This window comes from Ghiorsea bivora (assembly GCF_000744415.1).
GTDB classification, from domain to species: Bacteria; Pseudomonadota; Zetaproteobacteria; order Mariprofundales; family Mariprofundaceae; genus Ghiorsea; species Ghiorsea bivora.
This window is the reverse complement of the sequence record NZ_JQLW01000005.1, coordinates 190,566-213,851: the sequence shown is the minus strand read 5'-3', so window position 1 is coordinate 213,851 and position 23,286 is coordinate 190,566. Positions and strand designations below refer to the sequence as shown.

At 43.3% G+C, this 23,286-nt stretch carries 19 protein-coding genes; 7 read left to right on the top strand and 12 right to left on the bottom strand.

The genetic code is table 11. The annotated features are described in order from the left end of the window. Window positions 1–128: 128 nt before the first annotated feature. The 5 genes from DM09_RS01565 to DM09_RS01545 are packed head-to-tail and all read left to right on the top strand — an operon-like array spanning window position 129 to window position 4,306. Window positions 129–1,193: a 3-deoxy-7-phosphoheptulonate synthase gene (locus tag DM09_RS01565; RefSeq protein WP_038247045.1), complete on the top strand. Its 1,065-nt coding sequence runs from the start codon at window positions 129–131 to the stop codon at window positions 1,191–1,193. Beyond that, window positions 1,190–2,008 (top strand): undecaprenyl-diphosphate phosphatase, encoded by an 819-nt coding sequence (locus DM09_RS01560; RefSeq protein ID WP_038247042.1) that lies wholly within the window; start codon window positions 1,190–1,192, stop codon window positions 2,006–2,008. The genes DM09_RS01565 and DM09_RS01560 overlap by 4 nt, the downstream gene beginning before the upstream one ends. A 4-nt stretch (window positions 2,009–2,012) precedes the next feature. Next, window positions 2,013–2,804 (top strand): prolipoprotein diacylglyceryl transferase, encoded by a 792-nt coding sequence (gene lgt / locus DM09_RS01555; RefSeq protein ID WP_038247039.1) that lies wholly within the window; start codon window positions 2,013–2,015, stop codon window positions 2,802–2,804. Window positions 2,805–2,807: 3 nt separating this feature from the next. After that, entirely contained in the window at window positions 2,808–3,554 is a 747-nt protein-coding gene (locus DM09_RS01550; protein ID WP_038247035.1) for a TatD family hydrolase, read from the top strand. Beyond that, the gene (locus DM09_RS01545; protein WP_038247033.1) at window positions 3,551–4,306 is read left to right on the top strand and encodes a tRNA threonylcarbamoyladenosine dehydratase; all 756 of its coding nucleotides are present in this window, start codon (window positions 3,551–3,553) and stop codon (window positions 4,304–4,306) included. Before DM09_RS01550 ends, DM09_RS01545 begins: the two co-directional genes overlap by 4 nt. A gap of 180 nt (window positions 4,307–4,486) precedes the next feature. Here DM09_RS01545 and DM09_RS01540 read toward each other — a convergent pair whose 3' ends face one another. The 12 genes from DM09_RS01540 to ileS form a co-directional block, all read right to left on the bottom strand. Then, the gene (locus DM09_RS01540) at window positions 4,487–5,554 is read right to left on the bottom strand and encodes a hypothetical protein (protein WP_038247030.1); all 1,068 of its coding nucleotides are present in this window, start codon (window positions 5,552–5,554) and stop codon (window positions 4,487–4,489) included. After that, complete coding sequence (locus DM09_RS01535; protein ID WP_038247028.1) at window positions 5,555–6,211, bottom strand: DsbA family protein; 657 nt, start codon at window positions 6,209–6,211, stop codon at window positions 5,555–5,557. Continuing rightward, window positions 6,208–6,639, bottom strand: a complete 432-nt coding sequence (locus DM09_RS01530) for a disulfide bond formation protein B (protein ID WP_038247026.1) — start codon at window positions 6,637–6,639, stop codon at window positions 6,208–6,210. Before DM09_RS01530 ends, DM09_RS01535 begins: the two co-directional genes overlap by 4 nt. Continuing rightward, window positions 6,636–7,820: a tyrosine--tRNA ligase gene (tyrS, locus tag DM09_RS01525; protein WP_038247025.1), complete on the bottom strand. Its 1,185-nt coding sequence runs from the start codon at window positions 7,818–7,820 to the stop codon at window positions 6,636–6,638. The genes DM09_RS01530 and tyrS overlap by 4 nt, the downstream gene beginning before the upstream one ends. Before the next feature lie 157 nt (window positions 7,821–7,977). Beyond that, window positions 7,978–9,564, bottom strand: coding sequence for a DEAD/DEAH box helicase (locus tag DM09_RS01520; RefSeq protein ID WP_081881040.1), 1,587 nt, complete (start codon window positions 9,562–9,564; stop codon window positions 7,978–7,980). Continuing rightward, a complete protein-coding gene (locus tag DM09_RS01515) occupies window positions 9,561–10,460 on the bottom strand; it encodes a cation diffusion facilitator family transporter (RefSeq protein WP_038247418.1) in 900 nt (299 codons plus the stop codon). The genes DM09_RS01520 and DM09_RS01515 overlap by 4 nt, the downstream gene beginning before the upstream one ends. A gap of 40 nt (window positions 10,461–10,500) precedes the next feature. Further along, window positions 10,501–11,658 (bottom strand): tRNA uracil 4-sulfurtransferase ThiI, encoded by a 1,158-nt coding sequence (thiI, locus tag DM09_RS01510; RefSeq protein WP_038247023.1) that lies wholly within the window; start codon window positions 11,656–11,658, stop codon window positions 10,501–10,503. A gap of 59 nt (window positions 11,659–11,717) precedes the next feature. Next, on the bottom strand, window positions 11,718–12,926 hold the full coding sequence (locus DM09_RS01505; protein WP_038247022.1) for a Wadjet anti-phage system protein JetD domain-containing protein: 1,209 nt from the start codon (window positions 12,924–12,926) through the stop codon (window positions 11,718–11,720). Beyond that, entirely contained in the window at window positions 12,923–16,294 is a 3,372-nt protein-coding gene (locus DM09_RS01500) for an ATP-binding protein (RefSeq protein WP_038247020.1), read from the bottom strand. The genes DM09_RS01505 and DM09_RS01500 overlap by 4 nt, the downstream gene beginning before the upstream one ends. Then, window positions 16,294–16,905 (bottom strand): DUF4194 domain-containing protein, encoded by a 612-nt coding sequence (locus tag DM09_RS01495; protein WP_051937908.1) that lies wholly within the window; start codon window positions 16,903–16,905, stop codon window positions 16,294–16,296. Before DM09_RS01495 ends, DM09_RS01500 begins: the two co-directional genes overlap by 1 nt. Window positions 16,906–17,055: 150 nt before the next feature. Then, window positions 17,056–18,510, bottom strand: coding sequence for a DUF3375 domain-containing protein (locus tag DM09_RS01490; protein ID WP_038247019.1), 1,455 nt, complete (start codon window positions 18,508–18,510; stop codon window positions 17,056–17,058). A 40-nt stretch (window positions 18,511–18,550) separates the two neighbouring features. Further along, a complete protein-coding gene (ileS, locus tag DM09_RS01485) occupies window positions 18,551–21,265 on the bottom strand; it encodes an isoleucine--tRNA ligase (RefSeq protein WP_232507730.1) in 2,715 nt (904 codons plus the stop codon). A gap of 234 nt (window positions 21,266–21,499) precedes the next feature. On the opposite strand from ileS, the gene DM09_RS01480 reads away from it, so the two are divergent. Both DM09_RS01480 and DM09_RS01475 read left to right on the top strand, forming a co-directional pair. Continuing rightward, window positions 21,500–22,426, top strand: a complete 927-nt coding sequence (locus tag DM09_RS01480; protein WP_038247016.1) for an ABC transporter permease — start codon at window positions 21,500–21,502, stop codon at window positions 22,424–22,426. Beyond that, entirely contained in the window at window positions 22,423–23,232 is an 810-nt protein-coding gene (locus DM09_RS01475) for an ABC transporter permease (protein WP_051937906.1), read from the top strand. Before DM09_RS01480 ends, DM09_RS01475 begins: the two co-directional genes overlap by 4 nt. Window positions 23,233–23,286: the final 54 nt, after the last annotated feature.

Below are 23,286 nucleotides of genomic sequence, written 5' to 3'. Positions count from 1 at the left end.
AATTTTTGGCAATATTCACCGCTGTTGGTTGCTTCAGAGTTATCAAAAACTGTTCTCGTGAATTTTATTAAAAAAACAGTATCATGCGCCCAATATAATAGTTTGTTTTGTTCAAGGAGAGTGCTCAAGTGTCAGCATCCCATCTTACCGATGACCTTCGTATTACAGGTTTACGTGAAGTAAGCTCACCCTTAGAAGTTCATTCAGAGTTTCCAATCACTGATGCGGCGGCAGAAACAATTTTTGCTACCCGCCAAGCCATTCACCGCATTTTACATGGTGAAGATGACCGGTTACTGGTCATTGTCGGCCCATGCTCCATCCACGACACCAAAGCAGCCCTTGAATATGCAAGCTTAATTCAACAAGCACGTCAACAATATGAACAAGACTTATTGATTGTCATGCGTGTATATTTTGAGAAACCACGCACCACGGTGGGCTGGAAAGGTTTGATTAACGACCCCCACTTGGATGGTTCATTTGATATTAACACAGGTATTCGCAAAGCTCGTAAACTGTTATTAGACATTAACAATATGGGTGTACCAGCAGGCACTGAGTTTTTAGACTTAATTTCACCCCAATATGTTGCAGATTTGGTTAGTTGGGGAGCAATTGGCGCACGCACAACCGAAAGCCAAGGACACCGAGAGCTTGCATCAGGTTTATCATGCCCAGTGGGTTTTAAAAACAGTACCAATGGTGGTTTTAGTATTGCCATTGATGCTATCGGTGCGGCATCACACCCCCATCATTTTTTATCACTCACCAAAGAAGGGAAATCAGCAATTTTCTCCACCAGTGGCAATGAGGATTGCCATATTATCCTTCGCGGTGGCAATGATAAACCCAATTATGATGCCGAAAGTATTGCACTTGCTGTAAGTAAACTGGATCAAGCGGGTATTGATTCAGGCGTAATGATTGATTTTAGTCATGCCAATTCTTTAAAGCAGCATAAGCGGCAAATTGAAGTGGGTAAAGATGTATCCACACAAATCGCCGAAGGCAACCAACACATCAAAGGTGTGATGATTGAAAGTCACTTAAATGAAGGTAGACAAAACAATACTCCTGATACACCACTCAAATATGGTGTCAGTATCACCGATGCTTGTATTTCATGGGATGACACTGCCCCCATGTTAGAAACTTTATCACAAGCAGTGCAACAACGTCGCAAGGCATGAGTGAATCTTTAAGCGCCTTCCAAGCTGCCATTCTTGGGCTTATTCAAGGATTAACTGAGTTTCTACCGATTTCATCCTCAGGACATTTGGCATTGGTTCCCCTTGTATCCACATGGCAAGACCAAGGTCTGGCTTTTGATTGCATGGTGCACTGGGGCACGTTAACCGCAGTCATCTATTATTTTCGTAGTGACTTGGCTAAAATGATTCTCGGCATGGGTGAAACCATCAAAAAACGTGATTGGACAGCCAACCGCGATGGACAAATGGCATGGATGATTGGGCTTGCCACTATTCCCGTGGGCATTGCTGGCTTAGCGCTAAAAGATTATATCGAAAATGACTTACGCTCAGTAGAAACCATAGGCATTGCTTCCATTGTCTTTGGTTTATTGCTGTGGGCGGCAGACAAAATGGGCAAACGCGAACGCGGTGAACAAGCTTGGGGCATTAAAGACACCATGATTGTTGGTTTGGCACAAGCCGTTGCATTAATTCCTGGCACATCTCGCTCTGGTATCACCATGACAGCCGCTTTGTTTTTAGGTTATACACGCGAAGCTGCAGCAAGGTTTTCCTTTTTATTATCCATACCCGTGATTTTCTTGGCAGGTGGTTTAAAAATCAAAGATTGGATTGAGCAACCCAATCAAGCAGCTAGCCTTGATGCCTTGCTTCTTGGTTATGTAATCTCAGCAGTTTCTGCATACATTTGTATTCACTACTTCCTCAAGTTTTTAGACCGTGTAGGCATGGGGCCTTTTGTCATCTATCGCATTATTTTGGGTGGTGTGCTACTATGGATGGTATGGTAATCGTATGTTAGCCCCGCAAATTGACCCTGTTGCCCTGCAGCTGGGGCCAATTGCCATACATTGGTATGGTTTGATGTATGTGTTTGCTTTTATGTCAGCTTGGAAACTGGTGCAAGTTCAACTGAAAGAACAACACCTTTGGGGAACCATGATTCACCCTGAAAGTTTCGAAAATCTGTTCACTTGGCTGATTCTTGGCGTGATTTTAGGTGGCAGACTTTGGTATGTCTTATTTTATAACCCTTCTTATTATTTAGAACACCCCATCGAAGTATTTTATGTATGGAATGGCGGCATGTCTTTTCATGGTGGTTTCTTAGGCTCGGTGCTTGCGGGTTATATATACTGCAAACGCGCTGGTTTGCCCTATGTAGAGTTGCTTGACCGCTTTGCCGTGGTTGCACCACTTGGGCTTGCCTTTGGACGTATAGGCAACTTTATCAATGGTGAACTTTGGGGACGTGTTGCCGACCCAGCTCAAGTACCTTGGGCAATGATTTTCCCTCATGCAGGTAATTTACCGCGTCACCCTAGCCAGCTCTACGAAATGGCACTAGAAGGTTTACTGCTTTTTATCATTTTATGGTTTACCCGCAAAAGAGATTGGGCAGTTGGTACACGCATTGCCATATTTTTGTTGGGTTATGCCGCGGCACGTATATTTTGTGAGAACTACCGTGAACCCGATGAACAGCTCGGCTTCATCTTTGCCAACATCACCATGGGTATGCTGCAATCATCTGCCATGGTGGTAGCAGGTATTGCTGTATTGGTTTGGATAAAACGTAAGGGATAAGACATGGCATGGATAGATAGCCACTGCCACCTTGATCATGTGAGTTTTAACCATGATTTACCCCAAGTATTACAACAAGCCCATGATATTGGCATCCAACAATTTATTGTGCCTAGTGTTGGTTTCCACCAATGGGAAGAACAACAACGCATTCAAGCAGAACATCCCAACACCTTTCATGCTTATGGTGTACACCCTTGGTTTTGTGATTTGCATGAAGAGGCACATTTAGAGCAACTGGATGATTTGTTGGATCATGCCATTGCTGTTGGTGAATGTGGGTTGGATTTTATGCCCAACAAACCCAAACAAGATAAACAACTGTGGTGGTTTGAGGCGCAATTAGCACTGGCAGAAAAACACGATTTGCCGTTAATTGTTCATAGCGTCAAAGCAGGAGACAAAGTTGCCTCTTGCTTGAAAAAGCACCCAAAAACATACGGCGTGATCCATGGCTTTTCGGGTAGTTTACAACAAGCAAGAATATTTATTCAACTAGGCTTCCATATAGCTATTGGAACTCGACTTATTTGTGCCAACCCCCACAAAACAAAGGATTTGGTTACCCAGTTACCACTAGCATCAATTTTATTGGAAACCGATTCGCCGGATGGTTTGGGCAAACATGCGCGTAATGAGCCCAAAGAAATGATGTTAGTTGCCAATATCATGGCTAAACTACGCCGACAGCATCCCGAAGAAATTTTAAACATTTGTAGCCAAAATGCGCAGGAGTTATTTAATATATGAGCCCAACATCCAATATTCTACACGAACGCACCCATATCCTCATTGGTGAACAAGGGTTACAAAACCTCATGAATAAACATGTACTGATTATCGGACTAGGCGGTGTAGGTGGTGCTGCCACAGAAGCCATTGCGCGCATTGGCGTGGGTAAAATTACCTTGCTTGACCATGACGTGGTGGGTTTATCCAATCTCAATCGTCAGTTGATTGCCCTGCAATCCAATATCGGTGATAAAAAAACAGCCATTGCCGCAGATCGCATTGCCAATATCAATCCTGATACAACCGTTAATATTCATGATGATTTTATCCACCCTGAAAATGTAGCTGAATTACTCGCATTTTATAAACCTGATTATGTACTGGATTGCATTGATTCTATAGTTTGCAAAGCAGCATTGGTTTATGCCTGCCAACAAGCCAATATCCCAGTGATTACAGCACTTGGCGCAGGTGGACGTACTGATGTCACCAAAGCTGAAGTTACCACTTTAAAGAAAACACATACTTGCGGTCTTGCCAGAGCATTGCGAGGTCATTTGCGAAAGCTGGGGGGTGATTTGAATTACCCTGTTGTTTTCTCATCCGAACCCGCCATCAATGCCTTACCCCACGAACCCATTCCTGGTGAACCCAATGCTCGTCCTCGCGCCACCAATGGTACGATTTCCTATTTACCAAATATCTTTGGCTTTATGACAGCTGGTTATGCCATTCAACAAATGCTTAAAGATCAAACTTCAGACACTTAATGGTTAAGTTTTTTTCTAAGCATACGGCTTAACTCTATAATCGGGTTAAGCCCCTATAATACTGTAAATTCGATGAAGGGCCCACCTTCCGACCATCCATGCTAAAATCACAAATTCAAAAGCGGATATTTCTACCTTGGGTTAATAGGGGGGCAGTGTTGATTGTGCTTTGTGGTGAAATTAACGAACAGCGAAGGATAAAGCCTCGCCAGGGGTATCGCCAAGGGTGAACACCGAATGCCAAACACAGTTATCTAAATCGCGTTGCGGTAATAGCAATACATCACCTGCTTGAAGTATGTGGCTGTGGCCGCGGGCGACAAGGTGAGCGATAAATTCAGGACACCTATCAATCAATGCTTCCACAAGCTCGTGGTCAGGATCTTCCATATGACAGCTTAAATCTTCGCGGTTATGACAAAGGGTTTTGAGTGTTTGTTGGTCGTTTTCTTGCGGCAAAACAGAGGCTATGGCTTGTTGGTTTTTAGCGTTGGTTACAAAGCTAATGATTTCATCCATCAATTTAGGTTTGGCTAGTGCTAACCAAAAGGTGCTGCCGCTGAGTTGGGCAAACACAACACCTGCATGACCGCGTTCCACATCATGATGGAATTGTGCGCCACCGTTGGGTGCATTAAAATAGACGATTCTTTCCACAAATGATGGTTTTTTGCTTAAAATAGATGATAAATGACTTAAAATAGTCGCATTATTTGTAATAATGTGTGATTCTGGAAACAAAACATCGCAAAGTTTGCCTGCCCACGCTTGTTTGAGTGGGTCTGCTGATACATCTTCATAACCTTCCATACCCCATGAAAAACGAAAACGAAGTGAGGCATCTTCATCATGAAAAGAAAGCCAAGATGCCTTGCACCATAATTCTTCAGCGACCACATCATCTTCATCTTGATCGAAAGCATCAAAATATACCTTCTCAATGCCTTGTTCATCATGTTCTTCGGGGGAAGCGGCAACGATAAAGAAGTTTTGTTGAATGCGTTCTACATAAGGGGTTTGTTCTAAAAAAGGAACAAAATCACAAGTTCTTAGCACATTTTGCATCAAAATATGTGATTCTTTTATGTTTTCAGTATATTTTTCTAAATCGTTACGCAAAAGTTGGGGTAAAACGATGGCAGCATCGTTTTGCCAAGCCTGTTGCACTTGTGAAGAACTAGGCATTGCAGTTTTCTCAGGTATTTGAATGCAACCTAAATCAAAACCACGGCGTTTGAGATGTAGCATTTATTTGTTGTAAGCGGCTGCGACTTCATCAGCCACAAGCTTTTGAAATTGCTCATAACCAAAGCTTGGTAGAGGTTTGCCGTTGACAAAAAAGGTTGGTGTTTTGTTTACTCCCAAGGTTTTGGCATCCGCCAAATCAATAGCAATCAGTTTAGCAGTGGCTACGCTATCTACATTTTTCTTTAATGCAGCAACATCAAACTTGTAATATGCCAAATATTCCCAAATCAATTCAGGTTGCGGGTTGTGATGTGATGCCCAGCCATGTTGGGTGCCATACATGAGATCCAACACATCATTAAATTTTCCCAAGTTGCGAGAGGCTTCCAAAATTTCCACCGCCTTATCCGAACCAGGGTGAAATGGTGCATAACGAATGACTAATTTTACTTTGCCTTGATATTGTTTCATGGTGGCTTTAACGGCATCGTGAAACGCGCTGCATGTTTCACATGCTGGGTCCATAAACTCAACAATAGTGACCTTTGCACTAGGGCTACCCACGCGCGGCGAATGAAATTGTTCTAAAGCTTCGCTGTTGTTGCTTGCTAAGGCTGTTTTCTCAGCAGCTTGCTTGGCATTATACCAATAAGCCGCACCACCAAATGCAATAAGTAGTGCACCAAGTGTGATAAAAAGAATAGATTTTTGATTCATGTGTTTAATCTCGATTTAGCGACAAGCAATAACCCAATAATGGCAGAAAATGCAGCCAAAGAGAGCAGTGGAATTGGCAAAAAGCCAAATAAAATCATACTATCATCATCACAAGGTATGCCTTGGGTGCATGGCTTCAAACCTTCCGGAATAAAGCCATAAAACAGTGCGATATGATATATTGTGAACCCCAAACCCAGCATAGCAAGTGGTAATGCGTATTTCAGAACTGATTTATCCAAAGGAAACAAACCAACCATCAAAATAATGGATAAAGGGAAAATACAAATACGCTGATACCAGCATAAGACACAAGGCTCCAAATGCATGATTTCACTAAAAAATAAGCTGGTTAGTGTTGATGCCATTGCAATCAACCATGCGATAAATAGGAGCAGCCAAACGGTGTCTATTTTTTGAGCTGTCATTCATTCACCGTCAGTTGTAGAAACTTACGTTTACCCACTTTGAGCAAGTAAGAGCCTGCTTCAAGCTGGGTATCTTTGTCCGTAACTTTTTCACCATCTATCGATACTGCACCTTGTTTAATCATACGCATGGCTTCACCGTTGGATGCAGTCAAACCACCCTCAGACAAGGCTTTGACTATCCAAAGTTGACCATCTGCCACAGTGATATTTTTTTCTGGAATATCATCAGGAATTTCTTTTTTGGCGAACTGGTTTTCAAACCCTGCTCTTGCTGCAATGCCCGCTTCTTCACCATGAAAACGCGAAACAATCAATGATGCCAATTGTTTCTTGGCTTCCATTGGGTGTTTGGCTTTGACTTCATCCAAGTCCACATCGGTTAACAATTCATAATAGCGATACATCAAATCATCGGATGCAGACATGATTTTACCAAATTGTTCTTTGGCAGGCTCTTGAATGCCCACATAGTTGTTCAACGACTTGGACATTTTATTCACGCCATCTAAACCCTCAAGCAATGGCATGGTTAAAATCACCTGGGTGGGTTTATCATAAGCTTGTTGTAATTGGCGACCCATAAGCAGATTAAACTTCTGGTCATTGCCCCCCAATTCCACATCAGCTTCCAAAGCTACTGAATCATAACCTTGCACCAAGGGGTACAAAAACTCATGAATGGCAATGGCTTGCCCGCCTTTGTAGCGTTTTTCAAAGTCATCACGCTCAAGCATACGAGCGACGGTTGCTTTACCAGCAATTTGAATCAAATCAGCAGCACCCATTTTACCCAACCATTCGGAGTTAAAACGCACTTCAGTTTTGCTTTCATCAAGCACTTTAAAGACTTGCTGTTTATAGGTTTCCGCATTTTCCAACACCTCTTCTTGGGTAAGTGGTGGGCGGGTTGCACTTTTGCCTGTGGGATCACCAATCATGCCAGTGAAATCACCAATCAAAAATACGACTTGGTGTCCGCATTGTTGGAACTGACGCAGCTTTTCCAAAAGCACGGTATGCCCCAAATGTAAATCGGGCGCAGTCGGGTCAAAACCTGCTTTGATACGAAGTGGACGTTTTTCTTTGGCTGCAAGCTTAAGCTTTTCTTCCAAGCTGCCTGCGGGCAAAATTTCTAAAGTGCCGCGGCTTAATAATTGCATTTGTTGTTCAATGTTCATGTGTTTCCTCTTTCATTGTCATACCCATGAAAATGGGCATCCACCATCTGTAAAGATGGATAAATCTCCTGTGCAGTCGTTGCTTCGCTCCCATCTTACCCCAGGGCACTCTCTCTTGCTTCGCAATTCACCTTGCCGAGGGAATGACGAACAATTTTTATTTGTTAGCAGGGCGACGTGGGCGGCGATTTTGTCCGCTTCTGTTTCCACTTCGGTTGTTGCCACCTCGATTGTTTCCTCCTTTCCCACCTTGTCGTGGGCGTTTTTCTGCGGCATCGCCAGCTTTTAAACCTTCAGCTTTGGCTGTTGGGTTGGTTGGTTTTTCAAGTTTAATCATATCGGGCGTGATTTCTTTGACAGGAATGGATTTTTTGATGTATGCCTCAATGGCAGGTACTTCAAAACAATAACGTTCACATGCAAAGGATATGGCAACACCATTAGCACCAGCGCGACCTGTGCGCCCAATTCTGTGTACATACGATTCTGCATCTTCAGGCAAGTCATAGTTAAAAACATGGGTAATATCATCGACATGAATGCCACGACTTGCTACATCAGTTGCAATCAATAATTTTAGCTCACCTTTGGTGAACATTTCCAATATTTTCATACGTTTACGCTGCTGAACATCACCTGAGATAATGCCTACATTAAACCCATGTTTGGCGAGGTCAGCTGCGAGTTTTTCACCCGTACGCTTTTCGTTGATAAACACCATGCCGCGTTGCACATCCATGCTTTTGAGCAGGTGAATCAATAGCGGAAGTTTCTCATCCATCGCTGTGTGATACATAGATTCGACAATGCTTGCTGCAGTGATATCACCCGTTTCCGCTTGTACTTTTTCAGGGTTGTTCATGTGTTCATACGCTAATTCCATCACGCGATGTGAAAGCGTGGCAGAGAACATCAATGATTGGCGCTCATTATACTTGGGCAAACGGCGGAGCAAGAAGCGAAGGTCTTTAATAAAACCTAAATCAAACATACGGTCAGCTTCATCAAGCACCATGACATCTACAGCTTGTAGGTCATAACAATGCTTTTTATGAAAATCAATCAAACGACCCGGTGTACCAATCAGTATTTCTACACCTGTTTCAAATGGTTTCTGTTGTTTTTCATAATCCACACCACCAAATACAGCATGTACATTGATATTGGTATACTTGGTGAGTTTCTTGGCATCGCTGGCAATTTGAATCACCAACTCACGGGTGGGGGCAATCACCAATACCCGTGGTTGGTTGGTTTTGCGTCCTGATTTGGCTGGGTTTTCAATGATGTTTTTGATGGCTGTAATCAAAAAGGTTGCTGTTTTACCTGTACCCGTTCTGCCTTGCCCTGCAATATCTTTACCTGCCATGGTGATAGGGAATGCAATTTTTTGTACAGCGGATAATTCGGTGTAACCCAAGTCATCAATGGCATGCAATAAAGCATTGGGTAGCTCCAAAGCTGTAAATTCGGTTTCTTTTTCAGCTACCCAGTCATCATCAGCTTTGATGGGTTCTGCGGGTTTGGCTTGAATACGTTCATTATGTGGTTTGTGAACCTTTTTAGTTTGCGGACTTGGTTTTGCATGTGAACGTGGTGGTTTCTTGCTTTGTTTTTGTGGTGAAGCTTGTGCTTTGGGTTTACGAGCAGGTCGCTTGGGTTTGTGGGGTGTTTTTACTTCAGCCGCTTGTTCAGGTTTACCTTTAAAAACGGATTTAATTTTAGAAATCAAACTTGAAATCATGTGTTTTCCTTCGTGTTATCGCTGTGATGAGCGAAGTTTGGTGTTGCTTCTTGAAGCCCATGCGGGTCTTCGTGGATGATGACTTCAGCATCTGTCCATTTTTCTTTGATAATCGCTTCTACTTCATCGGCAATTGTATGGGCTTGCATCAAACTTAAATGCCCATCCAATTCCAAATGAAATTGAATAAAATTGGTCAAACCTGCTTTGCGGGTACGCAAATCATGAATACCTTTCACTTCAGGGTGTGAGGTCGCTAGTTGTTTGATGTTTGCTCTATCTTCATCGGATAACTCTTTATCCATGAGCTGATCAATGGCCCCTGAAGCAATGTCCCATGCACTGTGTAAAATATAAAAAGCAATGGCAATGGCGAAGATGGGGTCAAATCCTGGCCAGCCATACATGGCAAGTAAAAGTGCGATAATTACACCAACATTGACCAATAAATCCGTTTTATAATGTACGGAATCAGCAGCAATAGCAGTCGAACCTGTTTGTTTGACCACATGTTGTTGGAATGCAATCAAACCAGCGGTTAAAGCAATCGAAATTAGCATCACGACGATGCCCATATTTAATACTTCCAATGCTTTGGGGTGCAATAAACGATTGATAGATTCAAGCAATAAGAAGGCGGCTGAACCCGCAATAAACATGGATTGTCCAAGCCCTGCCAAAGCTTCTGCTTTACCATGTCCAAAGCGATGTTCTCTATCCGCAGGCTGTAGCGCGTGATGCACGGCAAACAGGGTGATTAATGAAGCCGCAGCATCCAAACACGAGTCAATCAGGGTGGCTAAAATAGTGATGGAATCTGTCCACATCCAAGCAATCAATTTGGCAATAATTAAAATGATTGCCACGGTCGCAGAGGCATAGGTTGCAAGGCGCATCAAACGCGCTTGTTTGCTACTTACATGCGACAGTGATGAATTATTTTCGTTCAACCTTGGCTCCTGCAAAAAAGATACGTTCTTGTTTGATCATGTCCAAACCTGTGGTGGGCAATTCAGCTTCAAATTCGGCAACTTCTGCCCGTTTTCCTTTGGTTTCAGGGTGTTTGGCAATCAAATACGAACAAATATCGCAATATTCTTCAATAGAAATGTCATAGGTGCCAACTTTTCGTGCCACGGTGATAATTTCTTCTTTATCATAACCCATGAGTGGTGAAAGCAGCGGCAAATCTGCTGCATCATAAATGGCATGGATATTTTCAAGGGTCTGGCTTGCCACTTGCCCCAAAGAATCGCCCGTGACCAAAGCTTTGGCATTCATCTCATTGGCAATAATACCTGCGTTACGAATCATGTGTCGCTTATAAATAATCATGCGATAGCGGGGCGGAACAAGAGCAATGGCATGACGTTGAAATTCTTCCAAATCAATCATGATCAACTGCACCCGCCCTTGGTATAAAGACAGTTGTTTGGCTAAATTCTCAATTTTGGTGAAATCACGGTTGATGCTGCTGTTATACAGGTGCACCAAAGTGACACGCATACCACGTTTCATCATGATATAAGCAGCCACTGGGCTATCAATGCCACCTGAAAACAAGACAATGCCATGCCCTGATGAACCAACGGGCAAACCACCTGCACCTTTACGTTTATTGGTGTAAATAAAGGTAGCATGTTCACTCACTTCAACGTGAACGGTGATTTCAGGGTTGTTGATGTCCACGGTTAAATCAAATGCATTTTTGAGGAATCCACCCACCTCAAAATTGATTTCCGTGCTAATCATGGGGAAGCGTTTAAAGCTGCGGCGCGAACGCACGGAAAAACGTTTTCCTTGTGGATGCGGGAATTCGGCTTCAATCGCTTTTTTGGCGGTTTCTTGCATGGCTTCAATATTGGACTCACATTCAAAAGTGACAGCAAAATTACTGATACCAGGAATCAATGCCAAATGCTCAAGCATGGCAGGCGTGACTTCTTCTACATACAGCAACATGCGGCTATGTTCTTTATCAATTTTGCTTGTGCCAATGAGTTGTTTGATGTTTTTGGCAAGCTGGCGCACAAACTCACGGCGATTTTTGCCTTTAAGTGCCAGCTCTGCATAGTGAATAAGTATAAGCTTCATTGGCGCAGCTTAGTTTAAGCGGAGAGGATAACAAATGATATTTATGTATAGAGACATCCTCAGCTTGGGTTAAGCGCTAAACTTTGGATGGCAGCAAGTACATCAGAAAAAGCAATCCGTTCTTGTTCCAGTCGGATATGTTGCGATAGCGTATTTGAGCATAGCTGATTATAAAGCCTTTTTTCTTCGGGATGCAAGAGGCTGAGGTTGCCACACTTTTGTTTTGGCTCAGTTCCCCAAAATGATTGATGTCGCAAAAGGGTTTCTTCATCCATCAGAAAAGATTGAGTATGAGCATATATGGTACGTAGTTGGTTTAAAATGGCAAAGCCATGGGTATCTATGTCTCCCCAATAATACAAATTACAATATTGCAACCATCTAGCTTTTTTTAGGGCCTCAAAGCCATAACCCGACCCAAAAATAAGCAAGGCTTGTTTTTGCTCGGGAAAGGCTAGGTAATTGATTTCATTTTCGACAATAAATACTGTCTTAATCTGTTGCACAATGGATGGGTCTAGCGAAGCAAAGGCATTGGCAGTGAGCATTATGTCTTGGCTAGCGGCACTATGAATAATAGCCACCTTTACATCCAGTGGGCGCACACGAAGCATGGCAGGTTTTTCTAAAAAACCATAGCGCCGTGCAAAACCAGCGGTTCCTGTATAATCATCATCAATAGCAAATGCTGGTAAAATTATATCAAAGAGTGCTGTAAGTACTTGCTTATGTTGTTCAATAAATTTGCTGTCGATGTTAGGAATATTCACCTGCCGCAAATAGATTCTTGGGCGTGGGTGTGCCATTATCCATACACATATATCTAAGATTTTATCCCATACAGAAGCAAGTTTAAGCACTTTAAGTGGATGCTCCAATACCCATGGCTGTATAGTAAGTAGGCGTTTATAGGTTAAATGGTTTAAACTGTCATATTGTTTGAGTGTTTGAGACTTACCAATCAAACGAGCCGCCTGCTCTGGGGCCTGGATGAGTAAACGAGCAGGTATTCGTTGCTGACCTAAGATGCGGTGGTTGATGTTATGCCACTCTACAGTGAGCTGATGTTGATTGGCATAAGCAAGTATGCTTTTGACCCAATCTTGCATTTGTGAAAATGCTTCCAACATCACTTTAGCCGAGGGCTTGCTTAATGTGATGGATAAAGGAAAAGTGCTTTCATGCCCCACGTGTGCTCGGCATATATCACCCCGTTGCCAGCGTCGTTCAACTTGTGCTTTAATTTCCGCAGTTGTTGTCCATTTCATACGGTATGCGCGTCACGTTTTTTCTTTTCTTCACGGTAGGTTTCTATGCTGAGGTTGCGCAGCTTAGAGCTTGTTCCACCATCATTGCTTACATAACCCACATGTTGGACATGTGGCTCAATGATGTGTATTTTTTGTAAAGGCGTGACAATCAATAATTGCAAATTAAGTTGTGTAAACAGACGCAAGCCATATTCTGCCGACTCATCTGAGCCACGACCAAATGCTTCATCAATGACCACAAAGCGGAAAGAGCGGGAGCGTACAGCATTCCACTCCAGCCCAAATTGATAAGCCAAGCTTGCAGCCAAGATGGTATAAGCCAATTTTTCTTTTTGTCCGCCCGACTTGCCGCCTGAATCGGCATAATGCTCATATTCAGTATCATCTTCACGCCAGCGTTCAGAAGCAGCAAACCGGAACCAGTTGCGAACATCGGTAACCTTGCGCAGCCAACGTGCATCGGCATCGGTTTCCCCTTCACGCCCACGAAAACGTGAGATAATCTTTTGCACCTGCAAAAACTTATCTTCTGAGTATTGACTATTTTCTGAACCTGTCACAGTGCCTTCCGTGCATGTCCGCATGTCTTGTTGAAACCCTTGAATTTCTGCATCGATAGCGGGTTGTGCCAATAAGGTGATATAACGACCTTCTACATAATCAATTTGCATCAAAGAATCATTGATACGCGCAATGCGCTCTTTGATGGTTTCGCGTTCACGCAGCAACTGACTTTGGAAATTGGCAATTTCACGAATTGTATTTTCATTCAATAATGCTTTAAAACGCTCTTCAAAGCGTGGTAAATCATCAGCATTGAGACTGGATAGTAGTTTTTCATATTCATGGGCAGCGCGTAAGTCCACATCCATTTCTTGACTGACCAAGGGGTAAACTTGATGGAAATCAGTCATGGTTTTGATAATCTTATCACGCAAACGTGATAGCTTACCTTCTAAGCTTAGAATACGTTTATTTAAGCTGATACGCAGTTGTTGCTCATGATTTGCACACGACTCGACAGTGTGCACAGCATTGCCCAACACCTCTTGCACCAAAGCATCGAGGGTATCTTTAAAAGTAGCCAATGGTTCAGGATCATTTTTGAGAAAGCCTAGCAAAGCAAGGCGGGATTGTTCGGTATCTTCACGCTTTTGTTCTGTTTTGGCATATTTTTCTCGCCGCTTTAACAAAGCTTGTTTGTTTTTTTCTAAATCCTGCAATACTTTTTCACGTTGCTTGGTTAAGAGACGCAATTGATCTGAAGCTGCTTCAAGTTTGGTTTTTTCTTTAACCAAGTCCGTGATTTCACTTGCTAAAGGTCGCCAATCAATGTCTTGAAAATCAAGATAGGCTTTGAGCTGATTTAAAAGTGATAAGCGTTTTTGTTTTCCTTTCAGGGTTTGTTGTAACTGTGTTATTTGATTGCCAATGGTTGCCAGTGACGCTTTCATTTGCTTGGCTTGGTCTTGCAACACCGTAATCTTTTCCTTATTGCTCCAGCCCAATACGTATCTGCGCTTATCATTTAAGCGGTGACGGTCATCTTTTTCATGTCTTCCGCCTTTGGCTTTGATTTGCCCAGTGATACTGATAGCTCGGCTTTCCCTTCGGAACACCTTCATATCAGTGCAACAAGCATAATCAAAGCGAATGATTAGCTCTTGTTGCAACCATTGATAAAATAAGGATCCGGGTTTGATTTCAAGTTTTTGGACAAGAGATGATGCTTGCTGTACTTGGTGGTGTTGCTGGTGGTCACGTACACGAAAAAACACCAATCGCCCTTTGAGGTGGTTTTGATTCACCCATTCTACGACTTGTAAATAATATGTGTCTGCCACAAGCATGGATATGGCAAAGTTGTGCAATAACCGCTCTGCTACACCTTGCCAATCATGCTCATCAGCTCGCACTTGAATCAATTCGCCAGCAAAAGGAAGCTGGTCTGCATCAATGTCAAGGTCGTGGCATAAGCGCTGACGAATAGCAATTTGTTGTGATGGAATATTGCTTTTGCGTTGTTTTAAGCTTTCCAGCTCACGGTCTTGCTCTTCATAATCACGCTTGCCTGCAGCTAAGTCGACGGCTAACTCATTGATGCTATTTTGGATTTGTGCTTCTTCATTTTCAAGGCTTTGCTGCATTGTGATACAATGCTGACGATGCTGTAGAAATGTATCCGCATCTTTAACTGCTGCTAAATCCAATTGAGCAATCAAATTATCATATTGTTTGCCGCGTTGCAAGCAACGCTCTTTTGCATATTCTTTTTCTTTTATTTTTTGCTCAAGCTCTGCAATTCGGTCGCCACCTTGGTCGGCAATAGCACGCTCCAGCTCACGTTCTTTTTGTTGTCCTTTTTCAACTTTTTCATCAAGCTGGGCTACCCGCAATTGTAAACGTTCTAGCTCAGCATCGAGTTTTTCCATACGTTGTTGTAATAAAGAAGATTTTATATCAGCAAAGTACGCCTGCAGTGCTTTTCGCGACTGGTCTAGCAGTGCTTTTTCTTGATCTAGGGCTGTATGCTGATGGCAATGTTCAACCAAAGGTGTGAGCAAATTGATTTGTTTTTTTGCCGTTAATACAGCCTTGTGCGCTCTATCTAAATCATCAAAATGAGCAATGAGAGCATCAATGCGCGACTGTACATCAAAAGGCTCGAGCATGTGTCCTCGTACAAATGTAGTCAGGTTGCCAATCGATTTCATCGATACAGTTTGGTGAAAAAGCTCCAAAGCTTGCTCATTGTCAATGCCGAAACGACGACGAAAAAAAGCACCGTAGGCAGGAAAAGCATCAAAAATATTTGCCCCTTGCTGTTTTAAGCGTTTGCGTAGCCCTGCCATTTCTGAACCAAAGTCACCAAAATCCTGCTGGATAGATAGGCTCTTGTCTGCAACTACATAAAAACGCTCAGGTTGCCCTTGCGGTTGGCGAAACCAGAATACCTGTGCCAAGGTGACAGTTTGTTCGTAACCAGCATTGTAAAACTCACCCAGAATGACAGAATAACTATCATGCTTGCGCAGTGCCACGGGCTTGGCTGTGCCGACAGATTCGCTTTGCTCAGATTTATAGTGACCCAACACATAAGAACGCAAGTCTCGTTCTTTGGCTGTTGCACCTGCGGCTTTATTATAAGCAATGCGATGGGCAGGTACCAGTAAGGTTGTGACAGCATCCACCAATGTTGATTTCCCAGAACCAATATCGCCAGTCAGTAGGGCATTTTTACCGTGCAAGTGAAATGACCAAACTTTTTTGTCAAATGTTCCCCAATTGAATACTTCCAAACGATGCAAGCGGAACCCTGTTAATGTATCATCTTGCACAAAATCTAAATTTAATAACTGATCCATTATGCATCTCCCGATTTGGGCATCAGCTGCTTACGGTATTCTTCCAATCGTTGGTCAAACTCAGCCAGCCACTGTGCATCAACAAATGATTTAATGATTCTATGTAGCTCCAACATTTTTTCAGAGCCTTTGAGGTGTCGAGCAAAGCCCATTTTGACCACTTGATTGATATAGCTATCGACTTGGTCAATCAAACGCACTTCATTGCTGCCCTCAGGCATAAAGACCCGAATCATTTCTAATATTTCATCTCGGGATACAATCACCCTAAGCTCACCCCCTGAAGCATCTGATTCTGCTATTTTTTCACGCAATAGCGCAAGCAATAGACTGACATGAAATGACAACTGTCGTCGGGCAATCAAGCGCGGTAGTTGCACTTCATCTGCTGTAACTTCACGGGTGCGTAAAAAGGCATAGCCCTCGGCCTCATCCAGAATCATTTCCAAGCCCAGTGTTTTGACATATTCCCTAACTGGTTGCTGTAGGGTTAACAGGCTTTGCCATAATGAATGGTCTGTTTCCCTATCAATGATGCCTTTACACAAGGCAATCACGACCACGGATAACTGTGGGTTTGAGGAAGAGGTTTGCATTTCTAAATCATCCATGACTGGATAAGTCCATCCTGTTTGTGTTTAACATTGCATGCCATAGGTATGGATGTTCGGGTAAAGAGGCATATTTTAATGTATTGGTATGATGAAGCATAATATACTCCTCTGAACAAGGTATGAGAATATAGTTTTGTACATATACGTTTATCGGACAAATAACACATGCGGTAGGGTGGCTTGCTTAACTAAACCTTGTATTGTTCGCCATTGTACTTTTTCACTTTTTTGTTCATCAATCATGCAGCGTGGTTGCTCGCTGGCAATTTGTAACCAAACCATCAGTTCAGCTAAACCATGCTGCAGGGGGTGGGTTTGTAATAGTTCAGCCAATGACACCTGAGATTGCTGCAACAATGCTTGTGCCAATGTGTGTTTCAAGTGGTTTTTATCAACCACAACTTGTGAAAATAAAGCTTCAGCATCGGTATCTTCATCTCCCATTTCCAAGCTTAGTGATGTTATCACAGCTTGCAGAGGTGGTTGATACAAAGGCCTTTCCATCGGTAATACAATATCTAGCTTTACATCATCCATGTTCATATTCCAATTTTTTGGTGGTTGGTGAGTAATTTCCCGAGCATTGCTTTTAATATGATGTAGAATTTCTATGATGCGTTTGTTTTCTAACCATGCTTTATCATCAAGAAAACGGCGCAGTTGCCCCGATAGTTGAGCCACTGTGCGCTGGGTATGTTCGCCCGCTTCTAACCAGTCATAGTGGACTCTACGCAAGCGGGTATTAGGCTTAGATTCTGCGATAGGGGGTAATGCCATGACTTTATCCAGTAATGCTGTGAGCTCTTCTTGACGGGAGCTGGACATTAAAAAATCCCAAAAGGCACGAAAGCTTTTACCTTGATCCGAATCGGAAATATCATCGCAGGCATTTAGAATATCTTGCAATAACTCTCCTTTTCCTCCTTCCCATAGGACAATACGTTCGCGTACACGCCTATCCAGTGTGCGAAAGTTTTGCTCTACTTCACGAAAATCACTTAATAATTCATTGGCCATCATTACAAACTGTTGAAAGCGGTCTTTGAGTGCAGTTTCATCCAGCAGTGAAAGCTCGCCAGCTTGTATTTGTTTAATTTCATTATCAATGTCACGGCGTTTTTTACGCAATTCAGCGATACGTCGCTTAGGGTCAGTTTCACTGCCGTCGGCAATTTGTTGCAATAAATCAAATAGCGTCAGCAAACGCGATTCTGTACCAATAAAATGGCGCTCTGTTAGACCCGCTAACCAGCGGATACCTTTTTCTGTAGCAGGTGTTAAATCATAATGCGGTTCATCCGAGTTGGGTGGATAAAATTTGCGTAACCACCCTTGTGCATTATCAGCCCAATCATTGAGGTATTCTAAACCTTGGCGTGGATAACAGTCTGTACCAAGGCGTTCTCTGAGCGCAAAAAGTTCATCTTCCAATGCTTCTTGTAAATCAGATTGGGCAATATCACGCAGGTTAGGCACAATAAAGATACGGTGTAAAAAGCTAATCACCAAGGGTGCTGAATCAGCACGCAGTAATCGCCAAGCGGGGTGACTCTTGCTTAGTGATTCCAATACCTCATGGGTAAGTGCTTGCGATTCCAACATTTGCTTATTTTAGCCTTTCACATGGGTATGCTGTGCATGTTCAAATGTCTTTTATGACTTCAAAACAGCGGCTACAAAGTTGATGGTGAACTTCATGCTCTGGGTGTGCAGGTGTACTCACCACATAACAACGCGGACATTTGATGCCCTCTGCCGCTGTGATGTTCAGCGCATCGCCTGCTTGTGCTTTGGCAACAATCAACAGTTGCTCATAGCTTTCGCCTACAGCTTGAGCGAAATCCATATCCAAATCAGGGATGGTTACACTGGCTGCTACCGATGAACCGATAATTTTATCTTTTTTGGCAACATCCATTTCTGTGTTCACCAACTCACGCATAGCGAAAAACTTATCCCATGCAGCCGTGTCGATGTTCACATCTTCAACGGTGTTAAAGGTTTGCAAATGAATGCTTTCATCGTTTGCACCGGGCAAGAAATCCCAAATTTCTTCGGCGGTCATGGGCACAATCGGTGCAATCAGACGCACCAAGGTATGTGCGATGTCATACAAGGTACTTTGTGCGGATAAACGCTGATGTGCACCTGCTTCATCGCAGTACAAACGATCTTTAATCACATCCAAATAAAAACCACCCAAATCTACCGAGCAGAAATTATGCACTTCTTGGTGAATTTGGTGGAATTGATAGCTTTCATATGATGCGTTTACCTTGCTTGCCACATCTGCCAAACGATGTATTGCCCATAAATCCAAAGGTTTACGTTCAGCCAAAGGAATAGATTGCGAAGCATCAAAGTTTTCCAAGTTACTCAACAGGAAACGAATCGTATTACGAATCCGACGATAAGACTCTGCCAATTGTTTCATGATTTCATCTGACACCCGAATATCTGCCGAATAATCAGCCGAGGCAATCCACAGGCGCAAAATATCCGCACCCATTTGATTAATGAGCTTTTGTGGTGCAACCACATTACCCTTGGACTTGGACATTTTATTGCCGTTTTTATCCACTGCAAAACCGTGGGTCAATACAGCTTTGAATGGCGCAACACCACGTGTACCAATGCTTTCAAGCAATGATGATTGGAACCAACCGCGATGTTGGTCAGAACCTTCCAAGTATAAATCGGCAGGTGATTGTAATTCATCCCTATGTTCTAAAACGCAAGCATGGGTTGAGCCTGAATCAAACCAAACATCAAGAATATCGGTTTCTTTTTCAAATTCAGAACCGCCACAATCAGGGCATGTTGCTCCACCTGGTAAGAATTCAGCAACATCTTTGGCAAACCAAACATCTGCACCTGCTTGTTCAACTTGTTTGGCAATGCTTTCCACCACTTCAGGGGTAGTGACTGAATGTGTTTCACACGATGAACATTTGATGGCTGTAATCGGAACGCCCCAGTTTCTTTGACGAGAAACACACCAATCAGGACGCTGCTCAACCATGCCGCGAATACGATTTTCGCCCCAAGCAGGTGTCCACTCGGTTGATTTAATCGCTTCTAAGGCTTTACTTCTTAAATCATTTTTATCCATGCTGATAAACCACTGCGGTGTGGCACGGAAAATCAAAGGTTTGTGGCAACGCCAGCAATGGGGGTACGAATGACGAATTTGATTGGTTGCCAATAATGCGCCACAGCTTTGCAAATGCTCAACCATGATAGCATTGGCTTTATATACGTGTTGTCCTTCAACCACAGGTGTACCTTCTTCAAAAATGCCTGTATCACCGACTGGGTTAAAGCCTTTAAGTCCGTAGCGTAGACCGACTTCATAATCTTCTTGGCCATGACCAGGAGCCGTGTGTACACAGCCAGTACCCGCTTCAAGTGTGACATGGCTACCCACTAAAATAGGTGCATCTTGGTCTAAATAGGGATGACGGAATTTGCGATTCTCGAGTTGTGCGCCTTTAAAGTGAGCCACGGTGTCTGCGGTGATGCCGATTTCAGCCAATACAGCATCAGCAAGCCCTTCGGCTAAAATCAATATTTCACCCACGCTGATATTTTCGCATTCACCCGCATCGGTTACTTTTTTGGCAACATAATCCAAGTCAGGGCCAACAGAGACTGCTAAGTTCGCAGGAATCGTCCACGGCGTGGTTGTCCAAATCACAACTGAAGTTTTAGCGGTTAAAGCTGCATCAATATCGCTTAAATCTTCACCTGCTTTGAATTTCACAAAGATAGATGAAGAAGTATGGTCCTCATGTTCTACTTCAGCTTCTGCTAAAGCCGTAGCGCAAGAAACACACCAATGCACAGGTTTAGCACCTTTGTATAAACCACCATTTTCGAGGAAGCGACCAATTTCACGAACCGTATTGGCTTCAAAGTTGTAATCCATGGTCACATAAGGATTTTCCCAGTCACCAGTGATACCCAAACGTTTAAATTCTTCGCGCTGAATATCAATCTGACCTTTGGCATATTCGCGGCATTCGGCTCTGAATTCACTGTCGGAAATGTCTTCTTTTTTACGTTTCTTTTTCTTAAATTTTTCTTCGACTTTCAGTTCAATCGGCAAGCCATGACAATCCCAGCCAGGCACATAAGGCGCATCAAACCCCATCATAGTCCGCGAGCGAACCACAATATCTTTGAGCACTTTATTCACTGCATGACCGATATGAATGGAGCCGTTGGCATAAGGTGGACCATCATGCAGGATGAATTTGGGTGCATCTTTGCGTGCGTCGCGAATTTGTTGGTAAAGATTGGCTTCGTCCCATTTTTTCAAGCGTTTGGGTTCGTTTGCGGGCAAGTTACCGCGCATAGGGAAATCAGTTTTCGGCAGGAAAACGGTGTCTTTATAATTGAATGTGTCTTGATTCTTATCGTCTGCCACGGCTTGTGCTCTCCAAAATCGGTCTATCTTTTTTGCTTATTACAGCTATCAAAAGACCGCGCAGCCTAAACAAAATCAAGGCTTTTGTCTCATTTCACTGAAATATCCTGCAAACGCTTATAAAATAATGACAAAATTGAGGCTTAGAGATACGTTTACGCTATGTTGGCTAGGCTTATCTTGTTTCGTATTTTGGAATCATTACCCACGGTTTTGGGTGTGGTCACGCTTGTTTTTCTTTTGTTGCACCTAGTGCCTGGCGACCCTGTCGATGCATTGTTGGGTGAAACAGCGCTTGCTGCGGATAAAGAAGCTTTGCGTGCCAGTATGCATTTGGATGAGCCGTTGTATGCACAATATATCGATTATATTAGCGGCTTAACCCAAGGTGATTGGGGTAAGTCCATTATCAGCCAGCGCGATATTTGGACAATGATCACAGAACGTTTGCCTGCCACAGCTCAGCTTGCCGTAACCAGCTTGTTGCTTGCCATTATTCTAGCACTTCCCTTGGGCATGATTGCTGCACGCTTTCAGAATAAACCACAAGATAAATTGGCCATGACATTTTCTTTGCTGGGGGTGTCGATTCCCAATTTTTGGTTGGGGCCGATGTTGATGTTGGTGTTTTCTGTATTTTTAGGCTGGTTGCCAGTGTCGGGTATGGATGCATCGGGTAGTATTATATTGCCGACCATTGCCATGGGCACTGCATTGGCAGCCGTGTTATCACGTATGGCTAGGGCAAGTTGGCTTGAATCCATGCAGTCGGATGCTATTCGTACGGCACGAGCCATGGGTGTATCAGAAACGACATTATGGTGGAAACATTCAGCGCGTATGACTGCGATTCCTGTGGTTACCATGTTTGCTTTACAAATGGGTGCTGTGCTTGGTGGAGCGGTGATTACAGAAACCGTATTTGATTGGCCTGGACTTGGTTTGTTGACCATTGAGGCGATTCAAAGTCGTGATTACCCTTTGGTGCAAGGTTGTGTGCTTATCATTGCTTTGTTTTATGTGTTGGCAAATTTATTGGCAGATTTATTGAATTTGTGGTTAGATCCAAGGCAGCGTAAGCAATCATGAGTTTATTCAAAGGTATCCCCCAAAGTGTTTACGCTTGTTTGTTTTTGCCCGCCTTGGTTTTATTGATTGCTGCATTACAAAATATGGATGGTCACGCCGTAGATTTACATGATGTATTACAAGGTACATCTACAGCGCATTGGTTGGGCACGGATGTGTTGGGGCGTGATATTTTAAGCAGGCTTGCTGAAGGTGTTACCCTTTCTTTTTCCGTGGCTATAAGTGTGATAACACTTTGTGCCATTATTGGTATCAGCGTGGGTATGATTGCGGCTTGGCTGGGTGGCTGGGTGGACAGTGTGTTGATGCGTTTTGTAGATATTGTGCTTTCATTTCCAGGCATTTTATTAGCAATTGCTTTAGCGGCTGTGCTTGGCCCAGGCGTAGATAAACTGATTATTGCTTTGGCGGCTGTAGGCTGGGTGGGTTTTGCGCGGTTAACTCGCGCGCAAGTGTTATCCCTTCGTCATGCACCCTACATTGAAGCAGCGATTGCTAGCGGTCAAAATACCATACATATCGCAACCAAACATTTGTTGCCCAATATCGCCGCACCACTTTTGATTGAAGCAAGTTTTGGGATTGCCGCAGTTATGATTGGTGAGGCAGGGCTTTCATTTTTAGGTATTGGCATTCAACCGCCTGATGCATCATTGGGTACCATGATTCGAGAGGGCTCTCAACTGATGTTGGTTGCGCCTATGCAGGTTGTTTACCCAGGTTTAATGCTGTTTCTTCTTGTGATGAGTGCAAACCTTGCGGGAGATGCCTTGCGAGATTATTTGGATGTGCGCAGCAAGCGGTAAGCTTCTTAAATGACACCTTAGAATAGAGCACGGCTCATTTTCGTTAATATAACG